Origin of the sequence: Embleya sp. NPDC008237 (genome assembly GCF_042956465.1) — a bacterium.
Classification (GTDB): Bacteria; Actinomycetota; Actinomycetes; order Streptomycetales; family Streptomycetaceae; genus Embleya.
Window position 1 is genome coordinate 148,633 of sequence record NZ_JBIBGL010000007.1, and the last position, 14,224, is coordinate 162,856.

General features: G+C 72.0%; 14 protein-coding genes. 9 read left to right on the forward strand and 5 right to left on the reverse strand.

The window, feature by feature from the left end:
• Positions 1-104 precede the first annotated feature (104 nt).
• The gene (locus ACFZBU_RS19620; RefSeq protein WP_391585143.1) at positions 105-1,544 is read right to left on the reverse strand and encodes an MFS transporter; all 1,440 of its coding nucleotides are present in this window, start codon (positions 1,542-1,544) and stop codon (positions 105-107) included.
• Between the two features lie 231 nt (positions 1,545-1,775).
• Between ACFZBU_RS19620 and ACFZBU_RS19625 the strand changes: the two genes are divergently transcribed.
• On the forward strand, positions 1,776-2,240 hold the full coding sequence (locus ACFZBU_RS19625; protein ID WP_391585144.1) for a MarR family winged helix-turn-helix transcriptional regulator: 465 nt from the start codon (positions 1,776-1,778) through the stop codon (positions 2,238-2,240).
• A gap of 295 nt (positions 2,241-2,535) precedes the next feature.
• On the opposite strand, the gene ACFZBU_RS19630 is transcribed toward ACFZBU_RS19625, so the two are convergent.
• Complete coding sequence (locus ACFZBU_RS19630; protein WP_391584876.1) at positions 2,536-3,342, reverse strand: hypothetical protein; 807 nt, start codon at positions 3,340-3,342, stop codon at positions 2,536-2,538.
• A 152-nt stretch (positions 3,343-3,494) separates the two neighbouring features.
• On the opposite strand from ACFZBU_RS19630, the gene ACFZBU_RS19635 reads away from it, so the two are divergent.
• From ACFZBU_RS19635 to ACFZBU_RS19655, 5 genes are all read left to right on the forward strand, one after another.
• Positions 3,495-4,508, forward strand: a complete 1,014-nt coding sequence (locus tag ACFZBU_RS19635) for a WD40 repeat domain-containing protein (RefSeq protein WP_391584877.1) — start codon at positions 3,495-3,497, stop codon at positions 4,506-4,508.
• A gap of 115 nt (positions 4,509-4,623) precedes the next feature.
• A complete protein-coding gene (locus tag ACFZBU_RS19640) occupies positions 4,624-5,490 on the forward strand; it encodes an ABC transporter ATP-binding protein (RefSeq protein ID WP_391584878.1) in 867 nt (288 codons plus the stop codon).
• Between the two features lie 85 nt (positions 5,491-5,575).
• Positions 5,576-6,133 (forward strand): DoxX family protein, encoded by a 558-nt coding sequence (locus ACFZBU_RS19645; protein ID WP_391584879.1) that lies wholly within the window; start codon positions 5,576-5,578, stop codon positions 6,131-6,133.
• Positions 6,134-6,328: 195 nt separating this feature from the next.
• Complete coding sequence (locus ACFZBU_RS19650; protein ID WP_391584880.1) at positions 6,329-7,006, forward strand: uracil-DNA glycosylase; 678 nt, start codon at positions 6,329-6,331, stop codon at positions 7,004-7,006.
• A 254-nt stretch (positions 7,007-7,260) separates the two neighbouring features.
• Positions 7,261-7,914 (forward strand): hemerythrin domain-containing protein, encoded by a 654-nt coding sequence (locus tag ACFZBU_RS19655; protein ID WP_391584881.1) that lies wholly within the window; start codon positions 7,261-7,263, stop codon positions 7,912-7,914.
• A gap of 24 nt (positions 7,915-7,938) precedes the next feature.
• Here the strand turns inward: ACFZBU_RS19655 and ACFZBU_RS19660 are convergent, their stop codons facing one another.
• From ACFZBU_RS19660 to ACFZBU_RS19670, 3 genes are all read right to left on the reverse strand, one after another.
• Positions 7,939-8,826: a TIR domain-containing protein gene (locus tag ACFZBU_RS19660; RefSeq protein WP_391584882.1), complete on the reverse strand. Its 888-nt coding sequence runs from the start codon at positions 8,824-8,826 to the stop codon at positions 7,939-7,941.
• Positions 8,827-8,896: 70 nt separating this feature from the next.
• A complete protein-coding gene (locus tag ACFZBU_RS19665; RefSeq protein WP_391584883.1) occupies positions 8,897-9,862 on the reverse strand; it encodes a hypothetical protein in 966 nt (321 codons plus the stop codon).
• A gap of 122 nt (positions 9,863-9,984) precedes the next feature.
• Positions 9,985-11,040, reverse strand: coding sequence for a TIR domain-containing protein (locus ACFZBU_RS19670; RefSeq protein WP_391584884.1), 1,056 nt, complete (start codon positions 11,038-11,040; stop codon positions 9,985-9,987).
• A gap of 323 nt (positions 11,041-11,363) precedes the next feature.
• Here ACFZBU_RS19670 and fxsA point away from each other — a divergent pair, with 323 nt between their 5' ends.
• The 3 genes from fxsA to ACFZBU_RS19685 are packed head-to-tail and all read left to right on the forward strand — an operon-like array spanning position 11,364 to position 14,145.
• A complete protein-coding gene (gene fxsA, locus ACFZBU_RS19675; protein ID WP_391584885.1) occupies positions 11,364-11,606 on the forward strand; it encodes an FxSxx-COOH cyclophane-containing RiPP peptide in 243 nt (80 codons plus the stop codon).
• A 14-nt stretch (positions 11,607-11,620) separates the two neighbouring features.
• Positions 11,621-12,775 (forward strand): FxsB family cyclophane-forming radical SAM/SPASM peptide maturase, encoded by a 1,155-nt coding sequence (locus ACFZBU_RS19680; RefSeq protein ID WP_391584886.1) that lies wholly within the window; start codon positions 11,621-11,623, stop codon positions 12,773-12,775.
• On the forward strand, positions 12,772-14,145 hold the full coding sequence (locus ACFZBU_RS19685) for an HEXXH motif domain-containing protein (RefSeq protein WP_391584887.1): 1,374 nt from the start codon (positions 12,772-12,774) through the stop codon (positions 14,143-14,145). Before ACFZBU_RS19680 ends, ACFZBU_RS19685 begins: the two co-directional genes overlap by 4 nt.
• Positions 14,146-14,224: the final 79 nt, after the last annotated feature.

Sequence of the window (14,224 nt, forward strand, 5' to 3'; positions counted from 1 at the left end):
GGGTGGCGATCTCCCAATCGTGAGGTCGGCGCCGGGGTAAGACTTACGAGCATCGGCTACCCGGGTTGGTTTTGGCCATGTGCGACGCGGGAATTGATGCGCCGTCAGGTGGCCGTTCGGACCGCCGGGGAGCCCTCCTTACGGTTTTGCGTCGGGATCTGCGCGGCTTCGACCGGTTTGCGCCCGGGGATGAACAGCGCGACCAGCAGGCCCAGGACGGCCGCTCCGCAGCCCAACCACAGCGCGGTCACGAAGGCGTCGTGGGAGGGGAACTCCCGGCCGCCCGCGCGCATCGTCATGTTCGCGAGCACGACGCCGATCACCGCGCTGGAGGTCGAGGTGCCGATCGAGCGCATCAGCGTGTTCAGACCGGTCGCCGAACCGGTCTCGCCGATCGGCACGGCCTGCATGATCAGCGACGGCATCGCGGCGTACGCCAACGCGACGCCGACCGCCGAAAGGACCGCCATCGCGACGATCTTCCAGACCGCGTCGAGCATGAACACCGAGAGCGCGTAGCCGATCGCGATCACCAGGGTGCCCACCAGCAGCGAGACCTTCGGGCCGCGGGCCGCGGACAGGCGCGCGGACAGCGGCGAGACCAGCATCATCACGATGCCGGACGGCGCCATGCACAGGCCCGCGACGACCATGCTCTTGCCCAGCCCGTAGCCGGTGTTCTCCGGGTTCATCAGCACCTGCGGGAACACCAGCGACTGGGCGAACATCGCGAAGCCGACCACCACCGAGGCGAGGTTGGTGAACAACACCTGCGGCTTCACCGAGATGCGCAGGTCCACGAGTGGTTGTGCGGTGCGCAGTTCGAGCCATCCCCAGCCGGCCAGGACGACCGCCGCGACGGCGAGCAGGACCAGGGTGACCGTGCTGCCCCAGCCCCAGTCCGCGCCCTTGGTGATCACGAGCAGGAGGGCGACCAATCCGACGGACAGCCCGCCCGCACCGGCGAAGTCGAAGCGGCCGGGCAGGCGGACCGGCGACTCGGGCACCAGGAGCAGGACGAGCACGACGTCGAGCGCGCCGATCGCGCCCGCGGCCCAGAACATCATGTGCCAGTCGGCGTTCTGCGCGATCAGCGCGGCCACCGGCAGCCCGATCGCGCCGCCGATGCCCAGCGTCGCGCTCATCAGCGCGATCGAGGAACCCAGCTTCGCGGGCGGGAGTTCGTCCCGCATGATGCTGATGCCCAGCGGGATCACGCCGAACGACGCGCCCTGGAGGAAACGGCCGAGCACCATCGGGAGCAGTGTGTCGGAGAGCGCGCACAACACCGAGCCCGCGACCATCAGGCCGAGGCTGACGATCAGGATCCGGCGTTTGCCGAACATGTCGCCGAGTCGGCCCATCACGGGAGTGCAGACCGCGCCGGAGAGCAGGGTGGCGGTGACCACCCAGGAGGCGTTGGCGGGCGAGGTGTCGAGCAGTTTGGGCAGGTTGGGCAGCAGCGGGACGACCAGGGTCTGCATGAGCGCCACGACCACGCCGCAGAACGCCAGTACCGCCACCACCGACCCGGCCCGGTCCACGGGCTCGGGCGGACGAGCGGGAGCGCCCGCCGGGCTCGGCTCGGGTATGCCGCTCGGACCGGTCACGGACTGCCTCCAGAGGATCGCCGGGTGGTTGCTGCGGTCAACCAATGTGCACGATACACATGGTGTGTATCGTGCACATTGCCTGGGCATGGCGCCAGGTTTCCGGGCAGGCGCATTGGTGTGAAGGCGGGAGCGGACGTGTTGGAAGGCATCGAGCGAGAGTTGATGTTGATCGCTCGGCACCACGTCATGGGCAAGCGGCACGGTGACGGCATGGAGCGGTCGGCCTACCTGCTGCTGACCCGGCTCGAGGTCGAGGGGCCGATGTCGATCGGGCAACTCGCGGAGGCGTTTCGGCTCGACACCTCGACCGTGAACCGCCAGGTGGCCGCGCTGCTGCGGGCCGGCGACGCGGAACGGATCGCGGACCCGGACGGCGGCCTCGCCCGCAAGCTACGGATCACCGCGGGCGGCGCGGAACGGCTCGCGGGGGAGCGCGCCACCCACTGCCACGGCCTGGAACGCGTCCTGGCCTCCTGGGACGAGGGCGAACGACGCGAACTGTTCGAGGTACTGACGCGGTTCAACCGATCGGTCGAGAGCGTCGAGGGCCGCGAATGGCCCCGGAACGAACTGGGCGTCGAGCACTCGGGCGGCGTTGCGCACACGGGCGGCGTTGCGCGCGGGTGAACGTGGGTCGGGTGGGGCGCTCGGGCGGCGTTGCGCGGGTGGGCGCGGGCCGGGTGGTGTGTTCGGCGGTGTTGCGCGCGGGTGGCGCGGGCCGAGTGGTGCGCAGGAGCGGCGTGGTGGGCGCGGGTGGCTCACCCGGGGCGTTGTGCGCGGGGTGACCAAGGCTGTCGGAGGGCGTTGGTGCCGGGTGCCGGGTGCCGGGTGCCGGGTGCCGGGTGCCGGGTGCCGGCACCGGGGCGGTGGGCGGGGCGTTGTCGGGCCGGGTGGGTTGTCCGGGTGGTGAGGTGACGAAGAGTCAGGCGCCGGTGGTCGGGCCGGGTTCCGGCTCGGGATCGGCCGCCGGATCGGGTTCGGCCTTCGTTGCGGAAGCGGGCGCCGACGCCGGAGTGGCGCCGGGGGTGGTCCCGGGCTCGGCCGCCTGCTGCGTCGCGGACTTCGGTTCGGCGCCGGACTCGGCTGTCGGTTCGGGAGCGGACTTCGGCTCCGGGTCGGCGTCATCCCTGGGCTTTGGTGCGGGGTCGGGCACCGGCTCCGATACCGGCTCGGTCACGGGCGCGGGGTCGGGCTCCGGCTTTCGGGCGGCCTTCGAGCGGGGCTCGGGCGCGGAATCCACTTCCGGCTCCGGCTCCGGCTTCGAAGTGGCCGCCCCCGGTGGGTGGTTCGCACCGGGCGCACCGGGCGCACCGGCGGGTTCGGGCGGCGTGGCCGCCGTGTTCGCGACGGTCGTCGGCTCCGCGGCCGGCTCGGTCGGCTTCGATGCGGCCGGTTCCGTTCCGGTGGGGCGCGCCGCGGTCGGTGTCGCGGCGGTGTCCGCGGGGCGTCGTGCCGTCGGTGTGTTCGACGATTCCGTTGCCGGCGCGGGCAGTTGGGCGGAGTTGGCGCCCGGAACGGGCGTCGGCGCCGCGGCCGGTGTGCCGGTGGCGTCGGCGACGTCCTCGTCGTACTCCCCGTCCGGGTCGTCCGCGAAGCGCCGCCGGCCCGCGAGTGCGAGCAGGGCGCCGGCGGCGACCAGGATCAGGCCCGCGACGAAGATCGTGGGTTCGTTCCCGCTCGCGCCTGCGATGTCCGCCACGGTCGGCGCCGTACCTTCGAGCGTGCTCAACGGTGTGATCCGATCCATCGGCGAACAAGTGCGATCGTCTTACTAGCAGACTCGTCGAACTCAGGGAAACCGGCCTCGACCTGAGAGTTTTCCTGGTCGAAACACGAAGGCGCAAGGATCGCCCCGCGAACAAGGGGGCCGCGATGACCGTCATGGCGACACGTACGGGGCTGGGCTGGGAGCACGGGATCGACGATGTACCGTCCGCCGTCGCGTTGTCGGGCGGATCGTGCGTGGTCGCGGGGGTCGCCGGCGGGGTTCGGCTGCTGGACGCGGCGACCGGGCGACTGCAGGCCCGGATCGTGTTGCCGGGCGGGGTGGACCGGGTCGGCTTCTCGCCCGACGGCACGGTGGTCGCCCTCGCGGGCCCCACAGGGTACGCGCTGTGGCGGATCACCGACGGCGCACTGCTGATGCGAACGCCGGGCCTGCCCGCGCGATTTGCCTGGTCCGCGGGCAGTCGGTGCGCGGTGTTCTTCGGCGGCGCCGTGCGGGTCTACGCCGGCGACACCGGCACCGAGTCGTGGCGGGCCGTGGACGGACCGGTCCGGGTGGACGACGTGGTCTGGGTCGACTCGGTCGGCGGGCTCGCCGTCGCGCTCGGCGGCGAGGTGCACATGTACGGGCCGCGTGGGCGGACGAACGTGTGGACGTACCCGATCCCGGTGCGGGTGCTCGCCGGCGCGCCGGACGGCGCGTGGTTGTGCGCGGCGGGCGACGTGCCGAGTGTGCACATACGCGGCGTCGGCGGTACGCACGAGGACCTCGGCGCGGCCGGGACCGAGCCGGTGACCGGGCTCGCGCTCGACGCGGGCGGACGCCGACTGGCCGCCGAGGACCGGGCCGGACTGACCGTGTGGGACCTCGCCGCGCGCGGCGGCCGGGTTCGCCCGCGCCCGCGCCGACTGCCTGCCCAACCGCAGGCGTGCGCGCCGCGTTGGCGGCCGGGCGGTGGCGCACTGATGGCCACGTCGGGCGGCGACGGCATGCTCGTGGTGTGGGACGTGCGCGCCGGCTCGGCCCGTCGGGTGCCGACCCCGTTGGCCCGACGGCACGTCGCGGCGCCGGTGACCGCGCTCGCCTGGCACGGGCGGGACGCGCTGCTGTTCGCGGACCGCACCGGTCGGGTCGGGACGCAGTGGTTCCGCGAGATCGGCACCCGCTGACCGGGTCGACGCCCTGCGGTCGACGCCCTCCGATCGAGGCCGGCGGTGCCGGCGACCCGATCGCTTAGGTTAGCCTCGCCTTACATATGCTGTGTACGGCCGGGAGGGTCCGCCCATGGAACTGCTCGTGGAAGATCTGCACGCCGGATATCCGGGGCATCGTGCCGTGTCGGGCGTGGACCTGTCCGTGGCCGCCGGCAGCGTGGTCGCGATCGTCGGCCCCAACGGTTGCGGCAAGTCCACGCTGCTCCGCTCGATCGCGCGCCTGCACAAACCGGATTCGGGTCGGGTCAGGGTCGGCGGCGACGACATCTGGCGACTGAAGCCCCGTCAGGCCGCGCATCGGGTGGGGCTGTTGCCGCAGAACCCGACCGCACCGGAGGCGGTCACCGTGGCCGGACTGGTCCGCTATGGCCGGCATCCGCACCAGGGGTTGTTCCGCCAGTGGTCGCGCGCGGACGAGCGGGTCTGCCGGGACGCGCTGACCGCGACCGGCGTGCTGGACCTGGCCGATCGACGGCTGGACCGGCTCTCCGGCGGGCAGCGGCAGCGCTGCTGGGTCGCGATGGTGATCGCGCAGGAGGCGCCGGTGATGTTGCTCGACGAGCCGACCTCGGCGCTGGATCTCGGCCACGCGGTCGAGGTGCTGGGCCTGGTCCGGCAGGTCGCCGCGGGCGGGCGCACCGTGGTGATGGTGCTGCACGACCTGGCGTCGGCGGCTCGGTACGCGGATGTGCTGGTCGCGATGCGGGCGGGCGAGGTGATCGCGTCCGGTCCGCCGAAGGAGGTCGTCGACGCGGCCCTGGTGCGGGCGCTGTACGACGTGGATGCGGACATCCTCCGGGCGCCGGGGGACGACACCCCCGTCGTGGTGCCCCGAATGGTCGAGGCGGACGCGGCGGCGGAGGCCGGGGCCGATGTCGCCGCACGGGTGGGCGCCGACCGCGTCGACCACGCCGGGATCGGCCCGTCCGGAGTGTGAGGGCATCGTCGGCCGGCCGCCCGGTCCCCGCCGGCGTCGCTTGTTCGGGTAGGTTGCCCACAGAAATGTGACGATGCGTCAGTTGATGAGGTGGGCAATGTTCGGCAAGAAGAAGGCCGCGGTGGCGGCCGAAGGCCGCGATGTGGCGGCGCTCGTGCTGCGCGCGACGCTCGGTCCGATGCTCTTCGCGCACGGTTACAACAAGGTCGCCGGCCCCGGCGGCCTCGCCGGCACCACCGGCTGGTTCGAGTCGCTCGGCCTCAAGCCCGCCGAGGTGCACGCGCGCCTGGCGGCCGGCACCGAGATGGCGGCCGGTGTCGGCATCGCGCTCGGCGTGGCCAACCCGCTGCCCGCGGCGGCGACGGTGGGCCTGATGAGCGTCGCGGCGGCGACCGACCACAAGGGCAAGGGCTTTTTCGTTTTCAAGGGCGGCTGGGAGTACACCGCCGTGGTCGGCGGTGCCGCGGTCGCGCTCGCCGCGCTCGGCAACGGCAGGTATTCGGTGGACGCGCTGATCGGGCGCAAGAAGTCGGGCCTGCGCCCGGCGCTGTTCGCGGCCGGCGTCGGCGTCGCGAACGCCGCGCTGCTGATGAAGCTCTGCTACAAGCCCGACCCGAAGCCGGACGAGACGCTCGAGGCGTAGCTCCGGCGGGACGTTCGAGGCGGAGCCGGCCGAGGTCCTCGTGGCGCAAGCCGGACGAGACGGTCGAGCCGGAATACTTCGGCCGCCTCGGTCCGCACCGATGCACGCGGTGCGGACCGAGGTGTCCGGGCGAGCCACTACGTTGGATCCCACGTTGATCCATGGGCGTTGCGCCCTCGTGTGGAGGTTCTTGCTGTGCAGACGTTGCCCGAGTCCTGGCAGCCCGTGCTCGCGGAGGAGTTGGCGAAGCCGTACTACGCCGAGCTGACCGCGTACGTGGACGCGGAACGCAAGGAACACCAGATCTTCCCGCCGGAGGACGAGGTGTTCGCGGCCCTGGAGGCGACGCCGTACGACGACGTGCGGGTGTTCGTCGTCGGGCAGGACCCGTACCACGACGACAACCAGGCGCACGGCATGTGCTTCTCGGTGCGGCCCGGCGTCAAGATCCCGCCGTCGCTGCGCAACATCTACAAGGAGATGCACGCGGACATCGGTCTGCCCATCCCCGACAACGGCTACCTGATGCCGTGGGCGCGGCAGGGCGTGCTGCTGATGAACACGGTGCTCACGGTGCGTGCGCACGAGGCCGCGTCGCACAAGGGCCGCGGCTGGGAGAAGTTCACCGACGCGGTGATCAAGGCGGTGAGCGACCGGGACAAGCCGGTGGTGTTCGTGTTGTGGGGCGGCCACGCGAAGAAGAAGGCGGCGTTGATCGACACCGCCAAGCACACCATCGTGCAGGGCGCGCACCCCTCGCCGCTGTCCGCGAAGCTCTTCCACGGCAGCAAGCCGTTCTCGCAGATAGATGCCGCGCTGGCGGCCATGGGGCACGAGCCGATCGACTGGACGATCCCCAACCTCAAGGACTAGCTCGTCGAGGACCGGCGCCGCGAGGACGACGTCTCGAAGACCGGCACGTCGAGAACCGGCGCCGAACCCGCTCCGGCGCGGGCGCAAGAAAAACGACAACCGGCGTTCCGGTTCGGTATCGGCTCGGCCGGTATCGGACCGGAAACGGGCGCCGATCGGGAATGGCCGAAAATCTCCTTGCATTGGTACGGAGCACCTACGGCAAGCCCTTACGGTGTGAGGCTCCCTCTTTCCATGCCTCCGAGGCGGCCCCCGTGTCGACGACCACCGTTTCACCCGTATCCCCCACTCGCACCCCCACTCTCGATCTCACTCCCGGTTATGTCGCGCACCGAGGTCTGCGCGAGGAACTGGCCCGACTGACCGAGGTGACCCGACACCTCGACCCGGTCGACATCCTGCGCGTGCGCGCGGTCGAGGAGCATCTCGCGCTGGTGTTGCGCTTCCTGCGCGCGCATCACCGCGAGGAACACACCGTGCTGTATCCGTGGGTGCGCGCCGGTTCGCCGCGTGCCGCCCGCACCGTGACCGCGTTCCAGGTGGACCACTCGGCCCTGGAGGACGCGATGCGTCGCGCGGCCGACACGAGCGTGCCGCTGCGTGATCGCTCCCCCGCGATCGGGCGGCTGTACGACCAGGTGGCCCGGCACAGTCTGGCCGAGGAGCACCAGTTGTTCCCGCTGATGCGCCGGCACGTGCGCGGCACTCCCGACGGGCGGATGCCGACCCGCACCGTGCGAGTCTGGGGCCGTGACCTGCCCGCGCTCGTCGCCTTCCACCTGCACCACGCCACCGACGCCGAACGACGGCGGGTGTTGCGCTGGATCCCGCCCGGCACGGCCCTGTTGTGGCGGGCCGGGTGGCGGCGGGCCTACGAGCGGCGTCGGCGGGCCGCATACGGGAGTTGACCCGGGTTCGGCACGCGGCCCGGCTCAGGACGTGTGGTCGACCGCGTCGGTCGGGCTGGTCAGTGCGGCCAGCAGGGCACGGACGTGTTCGATCTCCGGCCCGGTGGGTTGCACGTCGCCCAGCGCACGCACCAGCGCGTCCAGGGCGCGCGCCGGCTCCGGCTCGGCGAGTGTGGACAGGTCGTGGATCAGCCGCAGCAACATGATCCGCGGCGCGGCGATCTGCTCGCGGGGCAGCGGCCGTTCGAAGTAGTCCTCGGCCAGATCCAGCCACAGGTTCCACAGGTCGGTCCGGGCGATCCGGGGCACCGCCAGGATCGCGTCGGTCAACTCGCGGGTCTGCCCGGCGGTGATGGTGCGGCGCAGCACCGGCGCGGCCGGCAGCGCGGGCGCGGGCGGGGACACGGGCGCCGGCGGCGGCGAGCCGGCGGCCCCGTCCGTGCGCGGGCCCGGGAACGCCGGTGGATCGGCGGGCCGGGACGGCCCGTGGATCGCCGCCATCAGTTCGGCGTGCGCGTCCTCCTCGGACTTGCCGTACAGCGTCTTGCGCAGCAACGGCCGCAACACGGACGGGATCTCCTCGCGATCCAACTCGTGCACCACGAGCGGGATCAGGCGGCGACCGCTGCCGCGCAGCGCGTCCGACATCGCGGTCCACTCGACCGTGGTCCAGCGCTCCGGTACGAAGTACGCGGGCGAGAACAGCGCGATCATGTGCCCCGCGCCGTCCAGCGCGCGGCTGACCTTGGTGGTCAGGTTCTCGCCCGTCGCCCAGTCCCACGCGTCGAGTTCGACCTCCAGGCCGGCCAGGAGGAGTTGGCCGGCGACCCACTCCGCCCAGGCGGTGTCCGAACCGGCGTGGCTGATGAAGTAGCGCACCGCGTTGCCCCCGTGCTCCCCGTCGTTCGCCATGCGTACCAGCATCGCGCACCGGCCGGCCGGATTCGGCTCCTTCGCCCGATACGGAAGCGGAGCCACCCGTTCAGCCGGGCAGGTTGTCGATCGCCCGGCAGACCTCCTCGACGCCCTGGGTGTTGGGCAGCACGTCGTGCAGCGCGCGGCACAGACACTGCAGCGAGTGGATCGGTTCCGGGCCGTTGACCAGGGTCCGGATCATGTGCAGCAGCATCGACCGCGCGTCGGTCATGTGCCGGTGCAACAACTGGTGTTCGAGGTAGTCCTCGGACAGATCCAGCCAGATCGACCAGGTGTCCGGCGCCCGCAGCCCGCGCACGGCCAGGAACAGGTCGGCGAGATAGACGACCTGGTTCTGCGGGATGGTTCGGGACAGCTTGGCCATGTTCCCGAAGCGCAGCAGTTCGAGCGTCACGTCCGGGGTCACCAGGCCGGACGCGAAGAGTTCGGCGATCCGGGCGATCGCCGCGGGCCGGTCGCCGACGAACGCGGCGATCGCCTCGGCCGTGACCATCTCCAGCTCGAATTCGCGATGCGCGTCGAAGAGCATCAGCACCGACGAACCGCGGTCCAGCGGCGGCAGATCGACCGTGCTGCCCAGGTGGCGGGCGAGCGGATCGGTGCTGGTGATCAGCACGTGGCCGGGGCCGGCCGGGATCATCTCGCCGATCAGACCCGGCCGGTCGACCTCGTCGAAGACCAGCAACCAGCCCTCCCGCGACTGTAGTTCGTGCTTCGGGCCGACCTGTTGGTCGACCCGGTGGCCGAGGTCGGTCAGCTGTTCGAGGATGCGATGCAGGAAGGCCACGCCGCTCTCGGTGGGGCGGGCGGCACAGTCGAACCACCACACCACGTCGTACAGGTGCCGGTGCCGGTAGGCGTACTCCCGGGCCAGGTGGGTGGTGCCCAGGCCGGGCAGGTCGTCCTGCGGGCGCAGCACGACGCGGTGTTCGGCCTGGAGCAGCGTGCGCAGGTCGGCGAGCGTGCCGTCGCGCCCGTAGAAGCGCCCCCTGGTGCCCGGGACGTGCCACACCGGCGGATTGTCCGTGGGCGAGCGCGGCGGGGGCGGAGGCGCCATTCTGGGTGGTTCGGCCGGTCTGGGCGGTTCGGCAGGTCTCGGTGGGCGCGGCGGCGGGGGTATCGGGTCCGACACGGTCAGGCGAACCCCGGATTCCGCGCGGGCAGTGGCGCGAACCGGTGCACCGCGTCGACGAGCAGATCGCGCTGACCGACCGCGTCCGCCTCGGTCAGGTCGACCGGTCGCACGCCGCGGAACATCGACGGCACCTGGGTGCGACCGACCACTATCGGCAACAACCGGCCCCCGGAGTCCGCATCGCCCAGGGCCTCCTCCCATTCGTCCATGGCCAGCCGTCTGGCCTCGAAGTAGTGCTCGGAGAACAGCGCGATCACATGTTCGCCCAACCCGCGCGCCTGGGCCATCGCCTTGCCGAAGCTCACGCCCGCGCTCCAGTCCCAACGACTCAGCGAGACCCGGTAGTCCTCGAAGGTGAGTACCTCGCTGACCCAGTCGGCCCAGGCGAGGTCGTTGCCCACGTAGCTGATCACCAGGTCGGTGCGGGCCGGTGGGACCGGTTCCAGGATGGGCAACCGGCGTGGTGCCTCGGGCAGCGTGCGGGAGCCGGCCTCGTGGCTGCCGAACAGCGGCTCGATCTCGGCCGCCTCGCCGGGGGTCAGCGGCGCGAGCCGATGGCGCAGCGCCGCGGCCACCCGATCGGCGACCGCGCGTACCGCCCGCACGTACCCCAGGTCGCGGATGCCGCCCAGCCGCAGCATGTCGAACACGCTCGGGCCCCCGCTCGGCCCGGCGATCCCGGCGGGCCACTCGATCGCGCCGAGGGCGGCCGGGAGCGGTTGCTCCATCGTGGTCCAGGGCACCGCGATCAGATTCGGCGGCGAGATGCCCACGATCGACTCGTGTCGACGCAATCGGTCGGTGAACACCGCCCAGTCGCGCCCGCAGTCCAGGTCCTCGAAGTAGTCGTCCGAGCACAGCGCGACCATCGCCCGCGCCTGTGCGGGCGGGTCGCCGTCCGGCACCTGGATCGGCCCGAAGGTGGGCTGCAACCGGATCGCCGCGCGCACCCCGTCGCCCCCGCGCCGCAGTTCGGCCTCGATGTCGTCGTGAAAGCGGGCCGCCCACTTGGGGTCGCGGTCGGCGACGTGACTCGTGAAGAAGTCGTAGTCCACCAAGCGACCCCCGGGATCGAGCACCGTACAAGGACGGCCGAGCGTCCCACGCGCCGGCGCCGGCGGCGGGTCCGGCAACTGCCGCCCCCGTGCCGACCGTTCGTGTGTACGACTCTGCCCACACAGAGCATCGCGCAGGCCGACCCGGCCCGGCTAGTATAGGAAGGCTTGTGTAATCGTGGCGATACGTTCCGCACTCGAATGTACGGGTTTCACTCGGACGGCACGCGCGAGCGGCACACGCCGGTCGTCCGACGCGGACTCGAACATCCGGGCGACGCGGGAGAACGGGGGACCTGCGGATGCAAGGGGAGTGCGGTGACGTGGAGTCGGCTCTGCCGGACCTCGACGGGCTCTGTCTCGACGACCTGGACGACCTGCCGGCGTCCGTGCTCGGCTCCGCGCTGCGCCGGTTGATCCGCGAGTCCGAGGAGCCCTCGGAGGCGGTGGTGGCCACCTTCGACAGTGCCGTCGAGCCCGCCTTCGCCGAGATCTGGGTGCCGGCCGACTCCGAAGACGGTGCCGACGAACCCCGGTCGGACGGGAGTTCCGGCATCCGGAACTGACCGTGGGAGGGCCGATGAACGAGGCGATACCGTTTCGGCAATTCATCGTCAAGATCGCCGCGCGCTGCAACCTGGCGTGCGATTACTGCTATGTGTACGAACTCCGGGACCAGGGCTGGCGGAACCGGCCCCGCCTGATCGCCGAGGAGACGGTGGTCGCGGTGGGGCGATGGTTGCGCGCGCACGCCGAGCGGGCCGGCCTGCGGACGCTGGACATCGTGCTGCACGGCGGCGAGCCGCTGCTGGTGGGACCCGATCGCCTCGACGCCATCGCGCGCGAACTGCGGGCCGCGTTGGCGGGCGTGGCCGAACCGCGCTTCACCCTGCAGACCAACGGGGTGCTCCTGGACGAGCGTTGCGCCGAGGTGTTGCTCGCGCATCGGATCCGGGTCGGCATCTCGCTCGACGGCGACGAACTCGCCCACGACCGGCACCGGCGCGGGCCGGACGGGCGGGGCAGCCACGCCGGGACGGTGCGCGGCATCGCACTGCTGCGCCGGCCCCGCTACCGGCCGCTGTACGGCGGGCTGCTCGCCACGATCGACCTGGCCAATGATCCGGTGGCCACCTACGAGGAACTGCTCGCGCAGGCACCGCCGATGATCGACCTGCTGCTGCCGCACGCCACGTGGGAGTATCCGCCGCCCGGGGCCCGCCCCGACGAAACCGCCCATGCCGACTGGCTGATCGCCGTCTTCGACCGCTGGTACGGCGCGCCCGTGCGGGAGACCCGGGTGCGCATCCTGGAGGATCTGGTCGACCTGACGCTGGGCCGGTCCGTGCACAGCGAAACGCTCGGGTTGAGCCCGGCGGGCTCGGTGGTGATCGAGACGGACGGCACCTTCGAGCGGCAGGACGCGCTCAAGGCCGCCTACGACGGGGCGGCGGCCACCGGGCTCGACGTCTTCCGGCACGACCCGGCGACCGTGCTCGCCGCGACCGCCCGCACCGGTCCCGGCGCCGGGACCGCCGAGCCGAGCCCGACCTGCCGGCGCTGTCCGGTACTGCGCACCTGCGGGGGCGGCCTGCGGGCGCATCGCTACCACCCGGCCAACGGATTCGACAATCCCTCGGTGTACTGCGCCGACCTGCGGGCACTGATCGAACACGTGGGGCATCGGGTACGCGCGGACGTGCGGGCGCTGGTGGGCCAGGGGCGGCGGCGATGATCCGCACACACCGCCTCGACGCCGCGGTGTTCGCCGAACTCGCGGCGGGCTACGGCGGATCCGAGGCCGTGGCCGCGCTCGTCCGGGCCCAGGAGAGCCGCCGACTGCTCCAGGTGTACGCGGTGGTCGCCACCGCCCGTGAGCGCCTGCCGAACGCCCGCACGGCGCACCTGGTCGACGCGTTGGACCTGCTCGCCCGGATCCAGCGCACCGCGCCGCAGGCGGCCCGGACGGTGCTGATGCATCCGTACACCGGCGCCTGGGCGATGCGCTGCCTGCTGTGGCTGCGTCGACCCGAGGCGCTCTCGCCCGCGCCGGACGCGGATCGCCTGCTCGACCACCTCGGCTCGATCGCCACCGCCGCCGCGCTGCGCGCCGGTCCCGAGCACGACCCGGGCGAGGAGATCCGGGTTCGCGCCGTGGAGGGATGGGTGTACCTGCCCACGCTCGGCCGGGTGCGCGCGGCCGAGGGCCCGGGCCGGACGGCGCGGATCGGGCGGCAGTGGCGCCCGGACGATCGGATCGCGCGACACGAGGCCAATCGGGTATGTTCCGCGACGGCCGCAGGGCTGTCCGCCACCGTGGCCATCGAGGACGTGGACCCCTATCGCGACGTACACCGCTGGGAGCCGACGCCCCGGTTGTCCGCGCACCAAGTATCGTTGCTGCAAAGGAACTTCGTGAATGCGTGGGGTCGGCTGGCGGTTGCCCACCGGGCCTACGCGACCGGCCTGGGCCAGGCGTTGTCCACGTTGGTTCCGGTGGTCGCGGAACCGGGGGCCAGCCTCAGTTCGTCGTCTCGATACGCGTTCGGAAGCATCGCGTTGACGCCGGCGATGGGGCCGATCACGCTGGCCGTGACGCTGATCCACGAGTTCCAGCACAACAAGCTCGGCGCGGTACAGGACATCACGAATCTCTCGGAACGCTCGACGCTCCGGTATCGGGCGCCCTGGCGGTTGGACCCCCGACCGGTGGGTGCGCTCCTGCAGGGCGCCTACGCGCACCTGGGGATCGCGGACTTCTGGCGGATTCGGCGGCACAGCGCCGCGGGGGAGGAGCAGGATCGGGCGCAGGCCGAGTTCGCCGTGCACCGTGCGCACGTCGCGGAGGCGATCGGGACGCTGCGCGCGTGCGGCGAACTGACGTCGGACGGTGCGCGGGTCGTGGCGGGCATGGCGGAGACCGTCGAGCCGTGGTGGCGGGAGGACGTGCCCGCCGACGCGGCGCGCCGCGCGGCCGAACGGGTGCGATCGGGCCGGCGGACCTGGGCGGAGCGAAACGGTGCCGGAGCCGGTTCCGGCCCGGGTGGGCCGGTGGTGGGCATGGGTAAAACGATACGAAACGAGAGAGAACATGAGATTACCTGATGTCACGAGGAGTCACTTCGCGTGATGGACTCGGGTAGCCTGGGAACAACGAGTGACGGACGGGGAGGGCAATCCCACG